The sequence below is a fragment of the Nocardia implantans genome, assembly GCF_035544775.1.
In the GTDB taxonomy this organism is placed as follows: Bacteria; Actinomycetota; Actinomycetes; order Mycobacteriales; family Mycobacteriaceae; genus Nocardia; species Nocardia implantans.
On the sequence record NZ_JAYKYQ010000007.1, the window covers coordinates 1 to 17,582 of the forward strand.

General features: G+C 67.3%; 21 protein-coding genes and 3 pseudogenes. 12 read left to right on the forward strand and 12 right to left on the reverse strand.

Translation table 11 applies throughout. The features are described 5' to 3' along the window. Window positions 1-125: pseudogene (locus U3653_RS17450) on the forward strand (Rv2640c family ArsR-like transcriptional regulator); the annotation flags it as partial. 60 nt (window positions 126-185) lie between these two features. Here the strand turns inward: U3653_RS17450 and U3653_RS17455 are convergent. Together U3653_RS17455 and U3653_RS17460 are read right to left on the reverse strand one after the other, a co-directional pair. Continuing rightward, a complete protein-coding gene (locus U3653_RS17455; RefSeq protein ID WP_195081399.1) occupies window positions 186-665 on the reverse strand; it encodes an SRPBCC family protein in 480 nt (159 codons plus the stop codon). Continuing rightward, a complete protein-coding gene (locus U3653_RS17460) occupies window positions 662-991 on the reverse strand; it encodes an ArsR/SmtB family transcription factor (RefSeq protein WP_195081398.1) in 330 nt (109 codons plus the stop codon). Before U3653_RS17460 ends, U3653_RS17455 begins: the two co-directional genes overlap by 4 nt. Window positions 992-1,238: 247 nt before the next feature. On the opposite strand from U3653_RS17460, the gene U3653_RS17465 reads away from it, so the two are divergent. Beyond that, window positions 1,239-2,423: an MFS transporter gene (locus tag U3653_RS17465; protein WP_323124237.1), complete on the forward strand. Its 1,185-nt coding sequence runs from the start codon at window positions 1,239-1,241 to the stop codon at window positions 2,421-2,423. 3 nt (window positions 2,424-2,426) lie between these two features. Beyond that, a complete protein-coding gene (locus U3653_RS17470; RefSeq protein ID WP_195081397.1) occupies window positions 2,427-2,798 on the forward strand; it encodes an ArsR/SmtB family transcription factor in 372 nt (123 codons plus the stop codon). A gap of 235 nt (window positions 2,799-3,033) precedes the next feature. On the opposite strand, the gene U3653_RS33375 is transcribed toward U3653_RS17470, so the two are convergent. The 10 genes and pseudogenes from U3653_RS33375 to U3653_RS17520 all read right to left on the reverse strand — a co-directional run bounded on the left by U3653_RS33375 (window position 3,034) and on the right by U3653_RS17520 (window position 9,552). Further along, complete coding sequence (locus U3653_RS33375; protein WP_323124288.1) at window positions 3,034-3,336, reverse strand: RDD family protein; 303 nt, start codon at window positions 3,334-3,336, stop codon at window positions 3,034-3,036. Continuing rightward, window positions 3,287-3,439: a hypothetical protein gene (locus tag U3653_RS17480; protein ID WP_195081396.1), complete on the reverse strand. Its 153-nt coding sequence runs from the start codon at window positions 3,437-3,439 to the stop codon at window positions 3,287-3,289. Before U3653_RS17480 ends, U3653_RS33375 begins: the two co-directional genes overlap by 50 nt. A gap of 86 nt (window positions 3,440-3,525) precedes the next feature. Further along, window positions 3,526-4,074 (reverse strand): hypothetical protein, encoded by a 549-nt coding sequence (locus U3653_RS17485; RefSeq protein WP_195081395.1) that lies wholly within the window; start codon window positions 4,072-4,074, stop codon window positions 3,526-3,528. A 387-nt stretch (window positions 4,075-4,461) separates the two neighbouring features. Continuing rightward, entirely contained in the window at window positions 4,462-4,608 is a 147-nt protein-coding gene (locus U3653_RS17490) for a hypothetical protein (protein WP_195081394.1), read from the reverse strand. A gap of 76 nt (window positions 4,609-4,684) precedes the next feature. Then, window positions 4,685-4,837 (reverse strand): hypothetical protein, encoded by a 153-nt coding sequence (locus U3653_RS17495; protein WP_195081393.1) that lies wholly within the window; start codon window positions 4,835-4,837, stop codon window positions 4,685-4,687. 162 nt (window positions 4,838-4,999) lie between these two features. Beyond that, the gene (gene mhpA / locus U3653_RS17500) at window positions 5,000-6,559 is read right to left on the reverse strand and encodes a bifunctional 3-(3-hydroxy-phenyl)propionate/3-hydroxycinnamic acid hydroxylase MhpA (protein ID WP_195081392.1); all 1,560 of its coding nucleotides are present in this window, start codon (window positions 6,557-6,559) and stop codon (window positions 5,000-5,002) included. After that, a complete protein-coding gene (locus tag U3653_RS17505; protein ID WP_435406572.1) occupies window positions 6,556-6,825 on the reverse strand; it encodes a DoxX family protein in 270 nt (89 codons plus the stop codon). Before U3653_RS17505 ends, mhpA begins: the two co-directional genes overlap by 4 nt. Before the next feature lie 23 nt (window positions 6,826-6,848). After that, window positions 6,849-7,487 (reverse strand): annotated as a pseudogene (locus U3653_RS17510) (AMP-binding protein); the annotation flags it as partial. Further along, a complete protein-coding gene (locus U3653_RS17515) occupies window positions 7,484-8,422 on the reverse strand; it encodes a fumarylacetoacetate hydrolase family protein (RefSeq protein ID WP_195081390.1) in 939 nt (312 codons plus the stop codon). The gene U3653_RS17515 and the pseudogene U3653_RS17510, both read right to left, overlap by 4 nt. Continuing rightward, a complete protein-coding gene (locus U3653_RS17520) occupies window positions 8,419-9,552 on the reverse strand; it encodes a VOC family protein (protein WP_195081389.1) in 1,134 nt (377 codons plus the stop codon). The genes U3653_RS17515 and U3653_RS17520 overlap by 4 nt, the downstream gene beginning before the upstream one ends. Window positions 9,553-9,673: 121 nt before the next feature. On the opposite strand from U3653_RS17520, the pseudogene U3653_RS17525 reads away from it, so the two are divergent. From U3653_RS17525 to U3653_RS17565, 9 genes and pseudogenes are all read left to right on the forward strand, one after another. After that, window positions 9,674-10,185 (forward strand): annotated as a pseudogene (locus U3653_RS17525) (TetR/AcrR family transcriptional regulator). A gap of 458 nt (window positions 10,186-10,643) precedes the next feature. Beyond that, entirely contained in the window at window positions 10,644-11,861 is a 1,218-nt protein-coding gene (locus U3653_RS17530) for an acetyl-CoA C-acetyltransferase (protein ID WP_195081388.1), read from the forward strand. Between the two features lie 24 nt (window positions 11,862-11,885). After that, entirely contained in the window at window positions 11,886-12,641 is a 756-nt protein-coding gene (locus U3653_RS17535; RefSeq protein WP_195081387.1) for an SDR family oxidoreductase, read from the forward strand. Between the two features lie 10 nt (window positions 12,642-12,651). Beyond that, window positions 12,652-13,635 (forward strand): NADPH:quinone oxidoreductase family protein, encoded by a 984-nt coding sequence (locus U3653_RS17540; RefSeq protein ID WP_195081445.1) that lies wholly within the window; start codon window positions 12,652-12,654, stop codon window positions 13,633-13,635. Between the two features lie 40 nt (window positions 13,636-13,675). After that, window positions 13,676-14,437, forward strand: coding sequence for a 3-oxoacyl-ACP reductase FabG (gene fabG, locus U3653_RS17545; RefSeq protein WP_195081386.1), 762 nt, complete (start codon window positions 13,676-13,678; stop codon window positions 14,435-14,437). Window positions 14,438-14,454: 17 nt separating this feature from the next. Beyond that, complete coding sequence (locus U3653_RS17550) at window positions 14,455-14,907, forward strand: MaoC family dehydratase (protein ID WP_195081385.1); 453 nt, start codon at window positions 14,455-14,457, stop codon at window positions 14,905-14,907. A 147-nt stretch (window positions 14,908-15,054) separates the two neighbouring features. Continuing rightward, on the forward strand, window positions 15,055-15,753 hold the full coding sequence (locus U3653_RS17555; RefSeq protein WP_323124238.1) for an acyl-CoA dehydrogenase family protein: 699 nt from the start codon (window positions 15,055-15,057) through the stop codon (window positions 15,751-15,753). A gap of 75 nt (window positions 15,754-15,828) precedes the next feature. Continuing rightward, on the forward strand, window positions 15,829-16,830 hold the full coding sequence (locus U3653_RS17560; RefSeq protein ID WP_323124239.1) for an NADP-dependent oxidoreductase: 1,002 nt from the start codon (window positions 15,829-15,831) through the stop codon (window positions 16,828-16,830). 15 nt (window positions 16,831-16,845) lie between these two features. Beyond that, window positions 16,846-17,487: a TetR/AcrR family transcriptional regulator gene (locus tag U3653_RS17565; protein ID WP_195081382.1), complete on the forward strand. Its 642-nt coding sequence runs from the start codon at window positions 16,846-16,848 to the stop codon at window positions 17,485-17,487. The last annotated feature ends 95 nt before the right edge of the window (window positions 17,488-17,582 follow it).

The following is a 17,582-nucleotide window of genomic DNA, read 5'->3' on the forward strand; positions in this document are numbered from 1 at the left end:
TCGGCCAGTTGCGCAAGGCCGGGCTCGTGGAATCCGAACGGCGCGGTATGAACACCTTCCACCGCGCCCGCCGCGATGCCCTGGCGGCGCTGTGTGTGGTGCTGGACCCCAACTGCTGCCGCTGAACGACAAGTGCGGCCCGCCACGGTGAGCGAGGCGTCGGGGCGGGTCGCACCGTTGATCGGTCAGCCTTGCGCTTCGGCGGTTTTGGCGAACAACTCCAGCAGGGTGCCCCACCCGCCGCCTTGTTCGGCGATGGTGTCGCGGATGGCTTTGCCCTCCACGAGGCGGTCGAGGTGGCGGTGTTCGAGTTCGACGTTGGTGTGGTTGGGTCCTTCTGCGGTGAAGCGGATTTCGATTTCGCTGGCGTGATCGGGGTCGGGGTCGTATTGCCAGTGGCCGTTGATCTGCCAGGTCACCACGAGGCGCTGGGGTGGTTCCCAGGTGAGTACGCGGCCCCAGTCGCATTCGGTGCCGTCGACGCCGCGCTCGTACCAGCGGCCGCCGACGCCGGGTTCGAGGATCGCGTCGGCCATTTCGGTTTGTCCGATGTGGTAGGCGGCCGGCCACCAGCTGCCGAAGGATTGTGTGAAGAAGGCGAATGCCTTCTCGATCGGCATCGCGACACTGGCTTTGCCTTGCAGGGTGGGAAGGGTCGTGGTCATGAGCTCTCCTGTTCGGGGTCGGCCGCGGCGTCCACGGCCTTCTGGAAACTGGTCAGCGCGTCGTCCCAGATCCGCTGGAAGTACGCCTGGATCGCGGCGAGTCCGTCCGGATTGATCTGGTAGATGCGTCGCGTGCCCTGCGGTGTGGCCACCACCAGTCCCCCGTCCTTGAGCACCCGCAGATGCTGGGAAACGGCTTGGCGGGTGATCGGCAACGATTCCGCCAGCTCACCGACCGACGACGGCCGCCGGGCGAGTCGTTCGAAGATCGCCTGCCGCATGGGGTCGCCGAGGATGGTCAGATCCGCATCTCTGAAAGCAGCCACGTACGTAAGCGTGCGCTTTCAGATACGGTTCCACAAGGGCTGCGGGGCGGATTTTTACGGGGTTTTCCGGTCGGTGATCACCAGCCGCAGGCGTGACCGCCCGCGGCGCCCTACTCGTCAATAGGTTCGCATCTGCGCACCTATTGGCGTAAGGTCGCCCTTAGTCGGGGAGTTCGGGGAGGTCAGGGGTGATCGAGGTATTGCGGCATCGCCGGTTCCGGCGTTTGTTCGCCGCGCAGGTGGTGCGTTGGTCGGGACCGGTTTGCTGACGGTGGCATTGGGGCTGCTGGCCTACGATTTGGCCGGTAGCGATGCCGGGGCGGTGCTGGGTACCGCGCTGGCGATCAAGATGGTCGCCTACGTCTTCGTCGCGCCGGTGATTGCGGCGGTTACCGATCGAGTGCCACGCCGGGTGCTGCTGGTCTCCGCGGACGCGGTCCGGGCGGTGATCGCCGTGACGCTGCCTTTCGTCACCGAGGTGTGGCAGATCTATCTGCTGATCTTCGTGCTGCAAGCCGCCTCGGCGACGTTCACGCCCGCCTTTCAGGCAGTGATCCCGTCGGTGCTGGTGGGCGAGGACGACTACACCCGCGGGTTGTCGCTGTCACGGCTGGCCTACGACCTGGAATCATTGCTGAGCCCGATGATGGCCGCCGCGTTGCTGACGCTGATCGACTACAACCTGCTGTTCGTCGGCACCGCCGCCGGGTTCGTCGCCTCCGCCGTGCTGGTGGTGAGGACCCCCTTGCCGCGCCTGGTACCCGGTGACCGATCCGTGCCGCTGATCGAGCGGATCACCAGCGGCGCCCGAGTCATGGTCGATCGGCCCGTGCTACGCGGCCTGCTGGCCATGAACCTGGCCGTCGCCGCGGCCACCGCGCTGGTCGTGGTCAACACCGTGATCTACGTTCAGGACCTGCTGCACGGCTCCGCCGCCGGTGTCGCCTTCGCCCTGGCCTGCTACGGCGGCGGCTCGATGCTCATCGCTCTCACCATGCCGCGGCTGCTGTCACGCTTCAGCGACCGCCGCATGATGCTCACCGGCAGCGCTGCGCTGCCGGTGGGGCTGCTATCCGCGGCCGCGATCACCGCGGTTGATCCTTACCCCGGGCCGGGTTGGCTGCTGCTGGTCGTGGCGTGGACAGCGCTCGGCGCGGGCACCTCGATGATCAACACACCGTCCGCGCGTCTGCTACGCGCGGAATCGACACCGGAGAACCGCACAGCGGTCTTCACCGCCCAGTTCTCCCTCTCCCATGCCTGCTTCCTGCTCACCTACCCCGTCGCGGGATGGGTCGGCGCCGGAGCGGGCCAGCTCACCGCCGCACTGACCCTGGCCGCCATCGCTACACTTGCAGCAACCACAGCCGCCCGCGTCTGGCCCGCGACCACGCCGACCGAACCGGAGGCGGTGCCAGCAGGAAGGCGGTGAACGATGGCAGGGCCTCCGAATCCGGCCGCTGACCCTCCCGTGCCCAGCCTCCTTCACCCGATCACCCCCGACCAACCGCGTCTGGACGCCGCGACCGGCGCCTTCCGCATGCTGTCGGACCCCACCCGGCTGCACATCCTGTGGATCCTCGCCGACGGCGAAGCCGACGTCACCGCCCTCACCGAAGCAGTCGGCGCCTCCCGCACCGCGGTCAGCCAACACCTCGCCAAACTCCGCTTCACCGGCCTGGTCGACACCCGAAGAGAAGGCCGCCGCATCATCTACCGCGTCCGCGACGGCCACCTCACCCGACTGGTCCGCGAAGGACTCAACCTCGCCGACCACATCGTCACCGGCGAACCACCACACGCCTGACCCGATCGGTCCACGGCCGAGCCCACCACGCCATGCCATGGCCTTCGCCGATCAAGCTGGACACGAGAGGTCGTACTCGAACTCATCATGACACCCCATCGCCGAAGTCGCCGGTGGCCTGATCCGCCTTCTGGCCGGCCTCAGCGTCACAGCACGGTGACCAGGACCTCGCCCGTGTCACGAATCTCGTGAGATTCCGGCGCCTTCCGGTCTGCGAGCACCTGGCGTCGGATTACTAACTGTCATACCTCGACGACCTGGGTGCCGTCGGCGAAGTTGTCGTGCCGGCCCTGCTTGGTGGGGCTCGAGCCGACGGTGGCGGCGAGTGCGGCGAAGAACCACAGCACTCCGCCGATGCAGGGAACGAGGTTGAGCAGCATGTACGCGTTGCGCAGGCCGAGTCCTTGATACTCGGTTTCGACGCACCGGCACGACCGTTGACGTGCAGCCCCAGGGCCTTCTTACCAAGCGTCGACCCGGTAGTGACTTCACAGGCCAGGAAATAGAGAAACCCGAATCCGGCACCCGGAAGGATGATCGTTGTACAGCTTGTACCAGCCGACCGAGGTACGTTCCGCCGAGTTCGAGGCTTCGGACACCGCGTCCCGCTTCACCTCGAGAGCTTGCTCCGCTTTGGTCATTGCCTCCTTCGATTGGGCGTTCGTCACACAACGAAGCGGTGGCGTGAACCCGCACAGGCACTCGAGCCCACGCCGAGCCGCCGGCATCACCCCACGATCTGACTCCACCCGTCCTCGAGACGCCGCATCAAGTCGCTGAAGAATCCGTTCACCTGGCCTGCCTGCTGGGGCGTGTTCGACATCAGCGATTGAAGGAATCCGAATTCCTTTGTCAGCAAGTCGATCTGCAGATCACTGACTGCTTCGAACACCGAGAGGATCATCGCTTGCCAGTCGGGGTGCTGGCGACCGAGGCTTTGGAGTTTTGCCTTGGTCGAGCCCTGCAGCTGAGTGAACTGGGTTTGGGCGCTGTCCATCAGTTGACTGATCAGGTCCTCGAACTGTTCGCGTGAGATGTCACCGGCCAGGACACGCCGAGCATCCGTGGACGCGGCGGCGCCGGTGTGGCCGAACTGCTCCAGCATGCCGGTCTCGGCGGGTTGAAGGGCGTCTTCGACCTCCTGCGGAACATCCGCCGCTCTGACCTCGGGGATGTGCGTGGAGGACTCCGCCGAAACTGTGCCGTCGCCGGCGCTGCGGCGCTGGGCGATGGTGTCGAGCAGAGTGGAGAATTCCTGTGGATCGGTTCTGGTCATTGCCCCTCCAACAAGATCGTGCACTGGGCCTTGCCGTCGACGACACCAACTCGGCCAGATCGCCAGGGACTCCCGAGCCGTGTCGCGCTGAGCCGGTCGAACGGGTCAGCGCACACGGCAGACCCGCACAGTGGCTCCCACCTCTACGCGGCGCTCAACCACAGGTTATGAGCACATCCCAGGGCAGGGATCACCCCTTACGGATGAAACCCGCGGGATGTCGAGATCCGATGGTTTTACGACATCCACCGACGTGGCCGGTGCCGACGCACTCCGATCAGCTGTTGGGTGTCATCCTCACCCGACAGTAGAGGGCCTGGATCGTGACGGCGGTGACGGCAACAGGCCACACAGCCGCCTCCCACGCCGACGGCCCGCCAGGCGGGCCTACTCGAACCCGAACGTCGCGACCGCGGGGTAGGCGCCGACGGCGACGAACGCGAAGGACGTCATCGCCGGGGCCGACGAGGCGTACTGGTGAGTCCAGCGCAGCCGCAACTCTTCGCTGGACGGATGGAACGCCGAAAACCCCACTGAGGTGTCATTACGCCTCGAGACCGCCGAGTTCGCCCAGTGTCGCCGAGAGCGAGTGATCGGTCGCGGCGAACGGCTACTTGTTCCTCGGTCTCCGCGCGGTGCGCCTGCGCACATGGCGGCGGCGATATTCGGTGCCGGGGACGGTGAAGTTGTCGTTGGTCTTGCCGCCGGTGCTCGCGGCGAACGTGATCGCGCCGATCAGCAGGACGACCCAGACGGCCAGCATCCACCAGCGGCGACGGCCACGAATCGGCCCAGAGCGAACAGATAGCGAGACATGGGATTCCTCCTACCCAGACATCGACGAGCGGGTCTAGCGGTAGCCATCACGCATGATTCCGCTACCTTTACACCGACTCTGACGACATCGTCATGAGTAGTGTCCGAATCAATCAGCGGCTTTCGGGGTTGCCGAGCCGGTCTGCGCCGGACGTGCACTCGGCGCGAAACTCGGCAGTGACGAGTACAGATCCGACAGCGTTCTCCCGCAGGTCTGCACGGTGCCGTCGGGGCGGACGAGCACGGCGTCGGCATGCCCGCCGCGCAGCCAGCGGTGCAGCGCGGTGCCCGGCACGGCCCGCAACACCACACCGCCGCGCTGTTCGACGGTCACCGCCTCCATCGGTGATGGGGCGGATGTCGTGATGATGGCGTAGCGGCCGGCGATGAGGTCGTCGACCCGGCGCCCGTCGGCCATCCGTTCGTTCGGGACCAGCCGTCCGGCCAGACCTCGCCGCAGCGGCGGTGCGGCCACCAGCGCGGAGCGGTGCAGCGGCGGTGACTCTCCGCTGATGATCGTCCGGGTCAGCCCGGGCAGCCGGTGCAGTCGCGGAGCGAGCAGGCCGCGCAGTCGATTGCCCAGTTCGCCGCCCTCGGTCATGGTCATGCCGGTGAGCTTGGCCAGCCGGATCATCGTGCGCGCGTGCGGTTTCCGCTCGGTTTCGTAGGTGCCGAGCATCGACTCCGGCAGCTCGCCGCGCAGCACCCCGGCCAGCTTCCAGCTGAGGTTGGCGGCATCGCGCACGCCCGCGCCCATGCCCTGCCCGATGAACGGCGGGGTGAGGTGGGCGGCATCGCCGAGCAGGAATACACGTCCGGCACGCCATCGGTCGGCCAGTTGCGCGCGGAAGGTGTACTCCGCCACCCGGACCAGCTCCAAGCCCTCGCGGTCGGTGTCGGCCAGCCATGGGGCCAGCAGGGGCCACAGTCGAGCCAGGTCACGGTAGTAGTCGGCGGATTCGCCTGGCTGCAAACGGAATTCCCAGCGGTGGCGGGTCGCGCCGATGCGCATGTATGTCGCGGCTCGACGCGGGTCGCATACCTGATGCACGCCTCCCCAGTGCCCAGGATCGACCGTGGTCGCGAGGTCGACGACCAGCCAGCGCTGCTCGAATCGCAAGTCCCGCATGCGCGCGCCGATCGCGGCGCGCACCAGGCTGTTCGCGCCGTCGCAACCCAACACGTAGCGGGCGCGCACCGAGTAGGACGCGCCGGTCGCTCGGTCTTCGCAATCAACTCGGGCACAGTCCTTCTCGACCGCCAGCCCGGTGACTTCCACACCGCCGCGCAGCGAGACGGCCGGATGCAGTGCCAGATTGGCCCGCAACAGCGCCTCCAGCTCCGGCTGGTCGAACAGGTTGGCTTCGGGGAATCCGTTGCGGCCCCCGGCCGGATCGCGGTCGAATTGCGCCAGCACCCGATGCCGCCGATCCACCAGGCGCAACCCGGAAGCGGGCCGGGTGATCGCGTCGAACCCCGGCCCGATGCCCAGACGTTCCACGATCCGCCGGATCTCACCGTCGAGATGGACCGCGCGCGGCTGCGGGTAGACGCCCTCCCACCGCTCGAGCAGCAGCGATTCGATGCCGTATTGGGCGAGCAGCGTGGCCGCGGTGAGCCCGGACGGGCCCGCTCCGACGATCACCACCGGAACTGTCGGCGAAGTCATCGGGATCCACCGGTCGACGTGGCCACGTATGCCGCGGCGACCAGAGCCGCATCGGCTGCGGGCGCGATTTCGATTGTGCCGCTGCCGTTTCGGAGATGGCCGGCGACCGCACCGGTCATCAACAGCACCAGCCCGGCCCCGGCAGCCCGGCCGATCGCGGGGCGGACCGGTCCCAGCAGCCCCCCACCGGCCGCGAGGAGTTCGGCCGCGCCGATGCCGCGACAAGCGGTGGTGGAGTATCCGAGATGCGCCGCACGCCCGCGCATCGACGCGACCGCCGCGACCTCGGCCGTCCCGAGGTATAGGACTCGGCGGCGAGGGTATCGAGGTAGCCGATCCGGACGCCACCGATGCCGGGCAGGGTCGGCGGCGGCTCCGGAGCTGCCGTCGGACGCAACACCAGCAAGGCATCCAACAGACCGCGCGCCGCGAGCTCGCGTGCGGCGGTCCAGGTGTCAGGCTCGAGTTCCGGACCTGCGGCGATCAAGACCCGAGCGCCCGAGCGGTGCAGCAGCTCCGCGACGCACTCGTGCGACAGGCCGCCATTGATCGGTGCGACGATGCCCACCAGCTGTGCGGCGAGGGTGGCCCGGATCAGCTCCGCGCAGTTGGGTGCGATCAGCGCGACCGCATCGGCGCGGCGCACGCCCAGCGCGTGCCGCAGGTTCGCGTACTTGTGCACGTCGACGAGCAGATCGGAGTAGGTGCGCTGCGATGGCTCTCGCCATCGCGCCGCATCCGGCAGCACGGTGATCGCGGTGCGCTCCGGCCATCGCGTCGCCGCGCGGACGCGCAGGGCGTAGGTCGATTCGGGCAGGCCGCGCGCCTTGAGCGGTACCGCTTCGATGGCGGCCAGGTCCTCCGGGCCGGTGTACCGGGGCCAGAGCAAGTCCTCGGTCGAGGTCTCGAGGGTTGTGTTGTCGGTCATCGGGCGTACCTCACGACCGTGCGCTGGCGGCCCAGGTCGAGGGCGCCGTCGTCGGTGCCGATCGCGGCCTCGACCACGTCCCCGTCCTTCAGGTACTTCGGGTTCTTGGCCTGGCCCTGGAAGAACATCTTCCACTTGACCTTCGGCGGCAGCAGCGAGCCGATGATCTCCACCGGCTTGGGCGGGGCACTGAGCGCGGTGCCGATCGGGGTCCCGGTGAGCAGCAGATCCCCGGCGTCCATGCGCTGGAATCGGGTCAGCGCGCGCAGCGTCTCGACCGGCCGGTAGATCATGTCCGCGACCGTCATGTCCTGCCGCAGCCCGCCATTGACCCACAGCCGCAGCCGCAGATCTCCGAACCGCTTCAGCTCATCGGCGTCGAGCAGCACCAGCGCCGGGCCGACCGGAGTGAAGGTCGGATACGACTTCGCCTCGTAGAATTGCGTTTTCGGCAGCTGCACGTCGCGCGCCGAGATGTCATTGGTAACCACCAAGCCCGCGACGTAGTTCGCGAGGTTCTCCGCCGAGACTTCAGAGCCGACCGGCATCTCGCGACCGAACACGAGGCCGATCTCCACCTCGTAGTCGAGCAGCTGCACATGCGCGGGCCGGATGACGTCGTCATGGGGTCCACTGATCGATCCGGACGCCTTGCGAAAGAACGTCAGCGGCACCGTCTCCGGGTCCATCCCCGCATCCTTCACGTGCGAAGCGAAGTTCGTCATCTGCGCCACCACCCGACACGGCGCGGTCACCGGGGAGATCAACGAAAGGCTCTCCACTGTCACGGTTCCCGCGCCGGATGCAGCCGCGGCGATCGCCTCACGATCGGCGAGCAGTTCCCGCGTGGTCGTCGCGGTGGTATCGATACGAGCAGCACCGGCGCGGGTCTGCACCCACCAGGCGTCGGCGGTGCGGAGGATGGATGTGCTCATGAATCGGCCACTTTCAACAGGCCGCGCAGGCGGCGGATATCGAATTCGTTGTCCTCGCGCAGCGCGTCGATGATCGAGCGCAGTTCGCGCAGCGATTCGGCTCCGGGCTTGATGCCGAGGAAGTCCTTGGTCACGGGCGGGCCCCACTGCGCCAGACCGGAGGCGCTCATCGGCGCCCAGCCCGGCTGGAGGGTGCAATCGAACATGTCCCCGTCACTGAAGTGCTCCACCATGAACCCGTCGGGATCGCGCCAGTAGTCGAAGATCTGGCTGCCCTGGATATGGCGACCTATCCCCCACGATCGGCGATAACCCTGTTCGCGCAGATACTCACCGCCGGCAGCGAGCGCGTCCAGGTCGGCGACCTGATACGCGGAGTGCACATAGCGGTTCGACGGCCCCAGCGTCAGAGCGAGCGTGTGGTGGTCAACCGGTACCGAACCCCGGTCGCAGCGAATGAAACTCATGACCGGACCGCGCTCCCGCTGGCCCGGGTAATAGAGGAAGTCGCTGACGATCAGGCCCAGATTCCGCAGATACCAGTCGAGGGTCTCGCGGTATCTCGTCGACTGGATCACCACGTGTCCGAGCCTGCGCACGCGTGCCGGTGCACGTAGCGGTCGCTGTGTGGCATTCACCCGGGCCACCTCGTGCCCGAAGTTGAAGATGTGAGGCTGCTGCGTCGGCAAAGCTTCCAGTTCGTGGGTTTCGGCGACCACTCGCACCCGCAAGCGGCTCGGATCGGCCAGGTCGACGGTCAGTCCGCCCACAGATTCCGGCAATGGCATGGCTGGCGCACCGGTCGCGGCGGCCAGTCGCAACAGATCGGCGGAATCGGCGGCACGAAAGGCGGGACCGACGAAGCGCGAGCGGACGCCACGCCGGATGAGCACGCAGGGCGCGCCCGGATCGGTCCCGCGCAGCTGCAGCTCGTCGGCCGTCCGCATGGCGGTCTCGAACCCGAAGGCGTGGGCGAAAGCCTCCGCCCCGTCCAGGTCGGGCTTCTCGAACTCCAGCCACGCCAAGTCCAGCACCTTGATCACGGGATTGCGCGCCCGGCCCGGATGCTCACCCGCGTGCGCCCCCCGCTCGCTGTGCAGACCGCTGTGTACATCGTGATGGCCGCTCATCGACCACTCCCTTCCAAGTGCTGACGATATCGTCACTCACGAGAGCAGCGTCAGTCAATATTTCTGACGATTCCGTCAAAATTGAATCGAGCGGGACCTGTCCAGTAGGAGATATGCATCGATGACCACGCTCAATGGGTCGGAGTCCAATCGCCTGGAACGCCGCAAGGCCCGCACGCGCGCCGCGCTGGTCGGCGCGGCGCAATCACTGCCGGCCGAGGGCAAGATCAACGTGCCGATCCTCGAGATCACCCAGGCCGCCGACGTCGGCATGGGATCGTTCTGCACCGCCTGCATCCCACCCTCAGCAAGGTCTTGCTCAATGACGGCCTCAGCCTGGCGAACTCGGGCCGCGGGCTCGCGCCCCGCGCACGCCGCGACATCGAGGCCGCGGCCGAAGCCGGGCGCTTCGACATTCGCGACCCGGAGCTGTCGATGACCATCGTCGCCGGCGCTGCCCTGTGCCTCGGACGCCTGCCGCACGATCATCCCGAACGCGACGACGCCGAGGCCGCCGACCAGGTGGCCGAGGACCTGCTGCGCATGTTCGGGCTCTCCTCCGAGGAAGCCCACGAGATCTGCCGACGCCCGCTACCGCCATTGGACCTGCCGCGCGTCGGCTCGAATCCATAGACTCAGCGGTCGTCAGCGGCGGGAGCCTGCGGTTTCCGCCTGTGCCACGGCGTTCCGGGTGTGTGCGCAGCGTGGCGTCGTTATCCACGTCGCCGCCGGCCCGGGGAACACCGACATGACCATGCAGTTGGCCGGGCATCGCGGTAATGGACCGGGGCGTCGTGATGCCCTCGCACACGAACAGAGCCGGACGGGATTCGAGGGTGCAGCCGGGTTTCGGCCACCGACTTGCGAAGTTCGGGGATCGGCGTCCCATGTTGCCAGGCAGCGGGCAGTTGAGACCGATGTCGTCCGCATGGGCGGGGCCGCCTTTCCCGGTGCTGTCCACGAGGAGTCGCGTGCCGAAATGTGTCCTGCGTCACATGGCGGATTCGTTGTGACGTATTGACCACCGCCAATCCGTCCAGCATCGTGGCGGAGGTTAACAAGCGCTCAGTAATGTCCGAAAGGTCACAGTCATGCCCGAAGCCGTCATCGTCTCTGTCGCCCGGTCACCGATCGGTCGCGCCGGCAAGGGTTCGTTACGCGATCTCCGGCCGGACGACTTGGGAGCGCAGATCGTGCGGGCCGCGCTGGCGAAGGTGCCGGCCCTCGATCCGAACAGGATCGACGATTTGATGCTCGGGTGCGGCCAGCCCGCCGGTGAGTCGGGCTTCAATCTCGCACGGGTGGTGGCGATCCTGGCGGGTCTGGACCGGGTGCCCGGCACAACGGTCAACCGGTACTGCTCATCGAGTTTGCAGACGACCCGGATGGCGCTGCACGCCATCCGAGCCGGCGAGGGCGACGTCTTCATCTCCGCCGGAGTCGAAACCGTGAGCCGCTATGTCAAGGGCAACGCCGACGGCCTGCCCGGCACCCAGAACCCGGTGTTCGCCGACGCGGTGCGCCGGACCGCGAAATTCGCCGACGGGGGCGAGATCTGGACCGACCCGCGCACCGATGATCTGCTGCCCGACGTCTATATCGCGATGGGGCAGACCGCGGAGAACGTGGCGCAACTGTGCGATGTGAGCCGTGCCGAACAGGACGCTTTCGGTGTCCGCAGCCAGAACCTCGCCGAGGCCGCCCTCGCCAACGGGTTCTGGGAGCGCGACATCACCGCGATCACCTTGCCCGACGGCACTGTCGTCTCGAAGGACGACGGACCGCGGCCGGGAGTCACGCTGGAGAAGGTCGCCGAGCTGAAGCCGGTGTTCCGGCCCGACGGGACGGTGACGGCCGCCAACTGCTGCCCGCTCAACGACGGCGCCGCCGCGGTCGTGATCATGTCGGATGTCAAGGCCGCCGAGCTCGGCCTGACGCCGCTGGCTCGGATCGTGGCGACCGGAGTCAGCGCATTGTCGCCCGAGATCATGGGCCTGGGACCGGTGGAGGCGTCGAAGCAGGCGCTGGCCCGGGCCGGTATGACGATCGATGACGTCGACCTGGTCGAAATCAACGAGGCCTTCGCGGCCCAGGTGATTCCCTCGGCGCGGGAGCTGGGCGTCGACTACGACAAGCTCAACATCAACGGCGGCTCCATCGCGGTGGGTCACCCGTTCGGCATGACCGGCGCCCGCATCACCAGCACCCTGATCAACTCCCTGCAGTTCCATGACAAGCAGATCGGCTTGGAAACGATGTGCGTCGGCGGCGGCCAGGGCATGGCGATGGTGCTCGAGCGCCTGTCGTAACCGCAGACTCCGCAGAAGGACTCATTGATGAACAGATTCGAAGGCAAGACCGCGATAGTCACCGGCGCGAGCCGAGGCATCGGGCTCGGTATCGCGCGGCGCTTGGTGGACGAGGGGGCGAGAGTCGTGATCACCGCCCGCAAAAAGGACGCCCTCGACGAAGCGGTGGAAACACTGGGCGGGCCGGAGCGCGCACTGGCCGTCGCGGGCCGCGCCGATGACGTCGACCACCAGGCGGAGACCGTCGCGCGCGCGATCGACACATTCGGCGGCGCCGACCTTCTCGTCAACAACACCGGCATCAACCCGGCGTACGGGCCGATGGTCGATCTGTCGTTGGAGGTGGCCCGCAAGATCGTCGAGGTCAATTGTCTGGCCGCGCTGTCCTGGGTTCAGCAGACCTATCGCGCTTGGATGAAGGACTTCGGGGGCGCGATCGTGAACGTGTCGTCGGTCGCTGGTCTCAAGCCGGCGCCCGGCATCGGCTTCTACGGTTCGAGCAAGGCGATGCTCACCCACATCACCCAGGAACTCGCGGTCGAACTCGGTCCGAACTTGCGGGTCAACGCCGTCGCGCCCGCAGTGGTGAAGACGAAATTCGCCACCGCCCTCTACGACGGCAGGGAGGACGAGGTGGCCGCGGCATACCCGCTGAAGCGGCTCGGCGTACCCGAGGACATCGGCAGCGTAGTGGCGTTCCTGCTCTCCGACGACGCGAGCTGGCTGACGGGTCAGTTGCTGGTCGTGGACGGCGGCGTCACTCTGACGGGCGGAGTCTGACGTGGCGCGGATGAAGGCATGGCGGGTCCACGAGCTGGGCGAACCGGGCACTGTGCTCCGGCTCGATGACGTGGAAGTCCCGGAGCCCGGCCCGAGGCAGGTAGTCGTGCGGGTCCGCGGCGCCGCGGCGAACTTCCCCGATGTGCTGATGTGCCGCGGCCTCTATCAGGTCCGGCCGTCGTTGCCGTTCACGCCCGGCGTCGAATTGTGCGGCGAGGTGGTGGCGGTCGGCACCGAGGTGGCCGGGACAGCCGTCGGTGACCGGGTGCTCGGTGGCGCGGCGCTGCCCCACGGCGGTTTCGCGGAATTCGCCGTGCTGGAAGCCGCCCAGACCTTCCCCGCGCCGCCGTCATTGGATGACGCGGAGGCGGCCTCCCTGTTCATCGGCTACCAGACCGGCTGGTTCGGATTGCATCGGCGGGCCGGATTGACAGCGGGCGAGACCCTCCTTGTGCACGCCGCGGCGGGTGGCGTGGGCAGCGCCGCGATCCAGCTCGGCAAGGCCGCGGGCGCTCGAGTGATCGGCGTCGTCGGTGGAGCCGAAAAGGCCGCCTACGCCGAGGCCTTGGGCGCCGACGTGGTCATCGATCGTCATCAACGGGACTTCGTCGACGTCGTCAAGCAGGTCACCGACGGTCGCGGCGCCGATGTGATCTACGACCCGGTCGGCGGCGAGGTGTACCAGCGGTCCACGAAATGCGTCGCCTTCGAGGGCCGCATCGTGATCGTCGGGTTCGCCGGCGGCGAGATCCAAAGGGCCGCATTGAATCACGCGCTGGTGAAGAACTATTCGATCCTCGGTCTGCACTGGGGTTTGTACAACGCCCAGGACCCGGGCGCCGTCGCCGAGGGTCACCGCGCGCTGACCGCACTTGCCGCCGACGGTGCGATCCGTCCCCTGGTCAGCGCGCGGCTGGCACTCGCGGACGTTGCCGACGCCGTGCAGCGACTCGCGGACGGCCAGACCGTCGGCCGCGTGGTCTACACGCCCTGAGGCCAGCCTTCCACCGCAATCACATCTTCGAGGAGTATTCATGACCGATCCGACACAACGAACTGCGATCGTCACCGGCGCCGCTCGCGGAATCGGCGCCGCCGTCGCCGGGCGGCTGGCCGCTGACGGTATGGCAGTAGCCGTGCTCGACCTGGACGAGGCCGCCTGCAAGACGGTCGTCGACGAGATCGAGTCGGCCGGCGGCCGCGCGCTCGCGGTCGGTGTCGATGTCGCGGACGAGGCGGCCGTCACCCAGGCGGTCGATCGCGTGGCCGCCGAACTCGGCGCACCGACGGTGCTGGTCAACAACGCCGGGATCCTGCGCGACAATCTGCTGTTCAAGATGAGTGCCGACGACTGGGATGCCGTGCTGAATGTGCACCTGCGCGGGTCGTTCCTGCTGGCCAGGGCGGCGCAGGCGCACATGATCGAGCAGAAGTGGGGTCGCATCGTGAACTTGTCCAGCACGTCGGCACTCGGCAACCGCGGCCAGGCCAACTACGCGGCAGCCAAGGCCGGGCTGCAAGGATTCACCAAGACCCTCGCCCTCGAACTCGGCAAATTCGGTGTCACCGCCAACGCGGTCGCCCCGGGATTCATCGAGACGGAGATGACCGCGGCCACCGCCGCCCGGATGAACATTCCCTTCGATGAGCTGAAGACCGCTATGGCCGCCCAGATTCCGGTCGGCCGCACCGGTACCCCCGCCGACATCGCGCACACCGTGTCGTTCCTGGTGAGCGAGGGCGCCGGCTTCGTGTCGGGCCAGGTCATCTACGTGGCCGGCGGCCCGAGGAACTGAACGGAGGAGAGAGAGTCGTGCAGGTATTCCAGGGCCTGTCCGAGCTGGAGTTCGCGGTCGGAACCCACCTCGGATACAGCGATTGGCACACGGTGACCCAGGAACAGATCGATCGCTTCGCCGAAGCGACCGGGGATCACCAGTGGATCCACGTGGATCCGGTGAAAGCCGCCGCCGGACCATTCGGCACCACCGTCGCACACGGGTTTCTCACCCTGTCGATGGTGCCGATGCTGGCCGGCGAAGTGTATGCGGTGCGGGGCTTGTCCATGGGCGTCAACTACGGCACGAACAAGGTGCGATTCCCCACTCCGGTCCCGGCCGGATCCCGGGTCCGAGCCGGTGTCGAGCTGGTCTCGCTCGTGCCGGGCAGCATCGGGTCGCAGGCAGTGATCCGAGTGACCGTCGAGCTCGAGGGGTCCGACAAACCCGCGTGTGTGGCCGAGACGGTCGCGGTGCTGGTGCCGTGATGGACGATCGGGACGATCTGCGCAACCGGGTGGAAAGCCTACTCGCAGAGTATGATCCGGCTGCCACCGAGTCAACTAGGCGACGGAAGTCGCAGCGCGGCGCTGCTGACACCGTTCTCCACGGCGCTCGCGACGCGAGTCCCGGCTTTGACGGCTGATGCGGATGGCCGGGTATCCGGTCGCGTCACCAGCGTCGCCGGTGCGCTCGACGCCGATGTGCTGCTGGCCGCCGTCGAGACAGCGGACGGTACGGAGGTGCACGCCTTGGCGGCCGCCGCGGCGGCGATCGAGCCGGTGGTCTCCCTCGACATGACCCGTCCGCTGGCCGACGTCGTCATCGACTCCGTGCCGAGCCGGGTGGTCGTCGCCGCCGAATTCGGTTGGGCAGCCATACAATCCGGCTTGACGATCGGCGCGGCACTCCTGGCGTCCGAGCAAGCTGGGGTCGCCGCCTGGTGCCTGGAGACGACCGTCGAGTACTTGAAGCTGCGATGCCAGTTCGGCCGAGTGGTCGGCGGATTCCAGGCGCTCGAGCACCGCCTCGCCGATCTCTACGTCGAGGTCGAGTCGGCCTCGGCCGCCGCGCGGTACGCGGCGGGAACATTCGCGGCGGACGACCCCGACAGCGTGATCGCCGCCGCCGTCGCGGCGTCCTACTGCGGCGATGTCGCGGTGCGGGCCGCCGAGGAAGCCGTCCAATTGCACGGCAGGATCGGCATGACCTGGGAACACCCGGCGCACCTCTACCTCAAACGAGCCAAGGCCGACCAGATCGGGCTGGGAAGTCCCGGCCACCATCGGAGCTTGCTGGCGGACCTCGTCGGGCTGCCGTTGGAACAACGCTGAATGACCGATTCCGGCCGGCAGCTCGGAACTCGACGCTGTCCGGCCCGATCTGTTCGGCGAACGAAAGGAGATCCCGTGACAACTACCCAGCAGGTGCGGCTCGCGAAACGGCCGTCGGGGCTGCCCGACGCGGACACGTGGAACCTGACGACCGAGGACCTTCCCGCGCTCTCCCCCGGGCAGATCCTGGTAAAGGTCGATTTCATCTCCCTCGATCCGGCCATGCGCGGCTGGCTGAACGACGTCCGATCATATGTCCCGCCGGTCGGTGTCGGGGAGGTCATGCGTGCACTGGATATCGCCACCGTTGTCGAGTCGACGCATCCCGACTTCGCCGTCGGCGACGCCGTCAGCGGAACTTTCGGCGTGACCGAGTACGCGATCCATGACGGCCGGGGAGTGCAAAAAGTCGATCTGACTTCGGCGGACGGTCCGACTTGGTTGGGTACGCTCGGAATGCCGGGAATGACAGCCTATTTCGGGCTGCTCGAGGTCGGCCAACTCCGAGCCGGGGACACCGTGGTGGTCTCCGCGGCTGCGGGCGCCGTCGGCAGCGTCGCCGGTCAAATCGCGAAGATCAAAGGTGCGAGAGTGATCGGGATCGCGGGCGGCGCTGAAAAATGCCGGATGCTGACCGAGGAACTCGGCTTCGACGCGGCCATCGACTATCGGAGTGAGAACGTCCTGCTGCGGCTACGAGAGGTCGTTCCGGAGGGAATCGACGTCTATTTCGACAATGTCGGCGGTGACATTCTCGATGCCGCGCTCGCCGATCTCCGGCGCGGCGCCCGCATCGTCCTCTGTGGCGCGATCTCGGCGTACAACGCGGAGAAGCTCCCTCCGGGGCCTTCGCGATACATGTCGCTGCTGGTCTCCCGGGCGTCGATGACGGGCTTCGTCGTTTTCGACTATGCGGATCGTTACGGCGAGGCCATCGCGGAGATCTCCGGTTGGCTGGCCGAGGGCAGGATCAAGAGCAGGGAGCATGTCGTGCACGGCGGTGTCGCCCGCTTCGGTGAAGCCTTGAACATGCTGTTCACGGGAGCCAACACCGGCAAACTCGTGCTCGCCGTGTAGCGCCATACTGTCCAGGTGACCGATACAGAGGACCGATCGCGCGCGGACCAGACCCGAGCGCGGCTGCTCGACGCGGCGGTGGTCGCCTTCGCCGAACGCGGCTTCCACGGCTCCACGACCCGCGACATCACATCGATCGCCGGAGTGAGCACCGGGACGATCTACGTGTACCACCGTTCCAAGGAAGAGTTGCTCTATCAGATCTCACGCGCCGGTCACCTGGACACCCTGGAGCGGGTCCGCGCCGCCATCGCCTCGGCACAAGACCCCGCCGGGCAGCTGCTCGCCGTGATGAAAGAGTTCACGATCCATCACGCCCGCGCCCACACCGTCGCCCGGATCATCAATTACGAGCTCGCCGCTTTGAGCCCGGAACATCAACAAGAGATCAAGGAAATCCGGCGTGCGATCGAAGGAGAGGTCAGGAGCTTGATCGAGCGAGGGGCTGCCGCGGGGGTGTTCGAGAACTCGAATACCCATATGGCCGCGACCGCGCTGCTCTCGCTGGGAATAGATATCGCGCGCTGGTACCACGAGGGCGGTTCCTGGTCACCGGAGGAGATCGGCGACTATTACGCGGACCTCGCGCTGCGGATCGTAGGCGGTCGGAGGCCGAGTTCTGCCGAGTCCGCCCGGTCGGGAAGATCTCGGGGATGAGCCCATGCACAGCGACGCCACGGAGGCGAGCTCACCGCGGCGACTGACGACGTCGCCCTCATCACCTCCGCGGTGGCCGAGATGACCGACCGTTC

Bases quoted from the DNA above. Each gene is read 5' to 3' on its own strand.
- U3653_RS17455 (WP_195081399.1), bottom strand. From the start codon at position 665: ATGACCACGACCCTTCCCACCCTGCAAGGCAAAGCCAGTGTCGCGATG.
- fabG (WP_195081386.1), top strand. From the start codon at position 13,676: ATGACCGATCCGACACAACGAACTGCGATCGTCACCGGCGCCGCTCGC.
- U3653_RS17470 (WP_195081397.1), top strand. From the start codon at position 2,427: ATGGCAGGGCCTCCGAATCCGGCCGCTGACCCTCCCGTGCCCAGCCTC.
- U3653_RS17480 (WP_195081396.1), bottom strand. From the start codon at position 3,439: ATGACCAAAGCGGAGCAAGCTCTCGAGGTGAAGCGGGACGCGGTGTCC.
- U3653_RS17515 (WP_195081390.1), bottom strand. From the start codon at position 8,422: ATGAGCACATCCATCCTCCGCACCGCCGACGCCTGGTGGGTGCAGACC.
- U3653_RS17485 (WP_195081395.1), bottom strand. From the start codon at position 4,074: ATGACCAGAACCGATCCACAGGAATTCTCCACTCTGCTCGACACCATC.
- U3653_RS17505 (WP_435406572.1), bottom strand. From the start codon at position 6,825: ATGCGCGGGCGTGCGGCGCATCTCGGATACTCCACCACCGCTTGTCGC.
- U3653_RS17495 (WP_195081393.1), bottom strand. From the start codon at position 4,837: ATGCTGGCCGTCTGGGTCGTCCTGCTGATCGGCGCGATCACGTTCGCC.
- U3653_RS17530 (WP_195081388.1), top strand. From the start codon at position 10,644: ATGCCCGAAGCCGTCATCGTCTCTGTCGCCCGGTCACCGATCGGTCGC.
- U3653_RS17520 (WP_195081389.1), bottom strand. From the start codon at position 9,552: ATGAGCGGCCATCACGATGTACACAGCGGTCTGCACAGCGAGCGGGGG.
- U3653_RS17540 (WP_195081445.1), top strand. From the start codon at position 12,652: ATGAAGGCATGGCGGGTCCACGAGCTGGGCGAACCGGGCACTGTGCTC.
- mhpA (WP_195081392.1), bottom strand. From the start codon at position 6,559: ATGACTTCGCCGACAGTTCCGGTGGTGATCGTCGGAGCGGGCCCGTCC.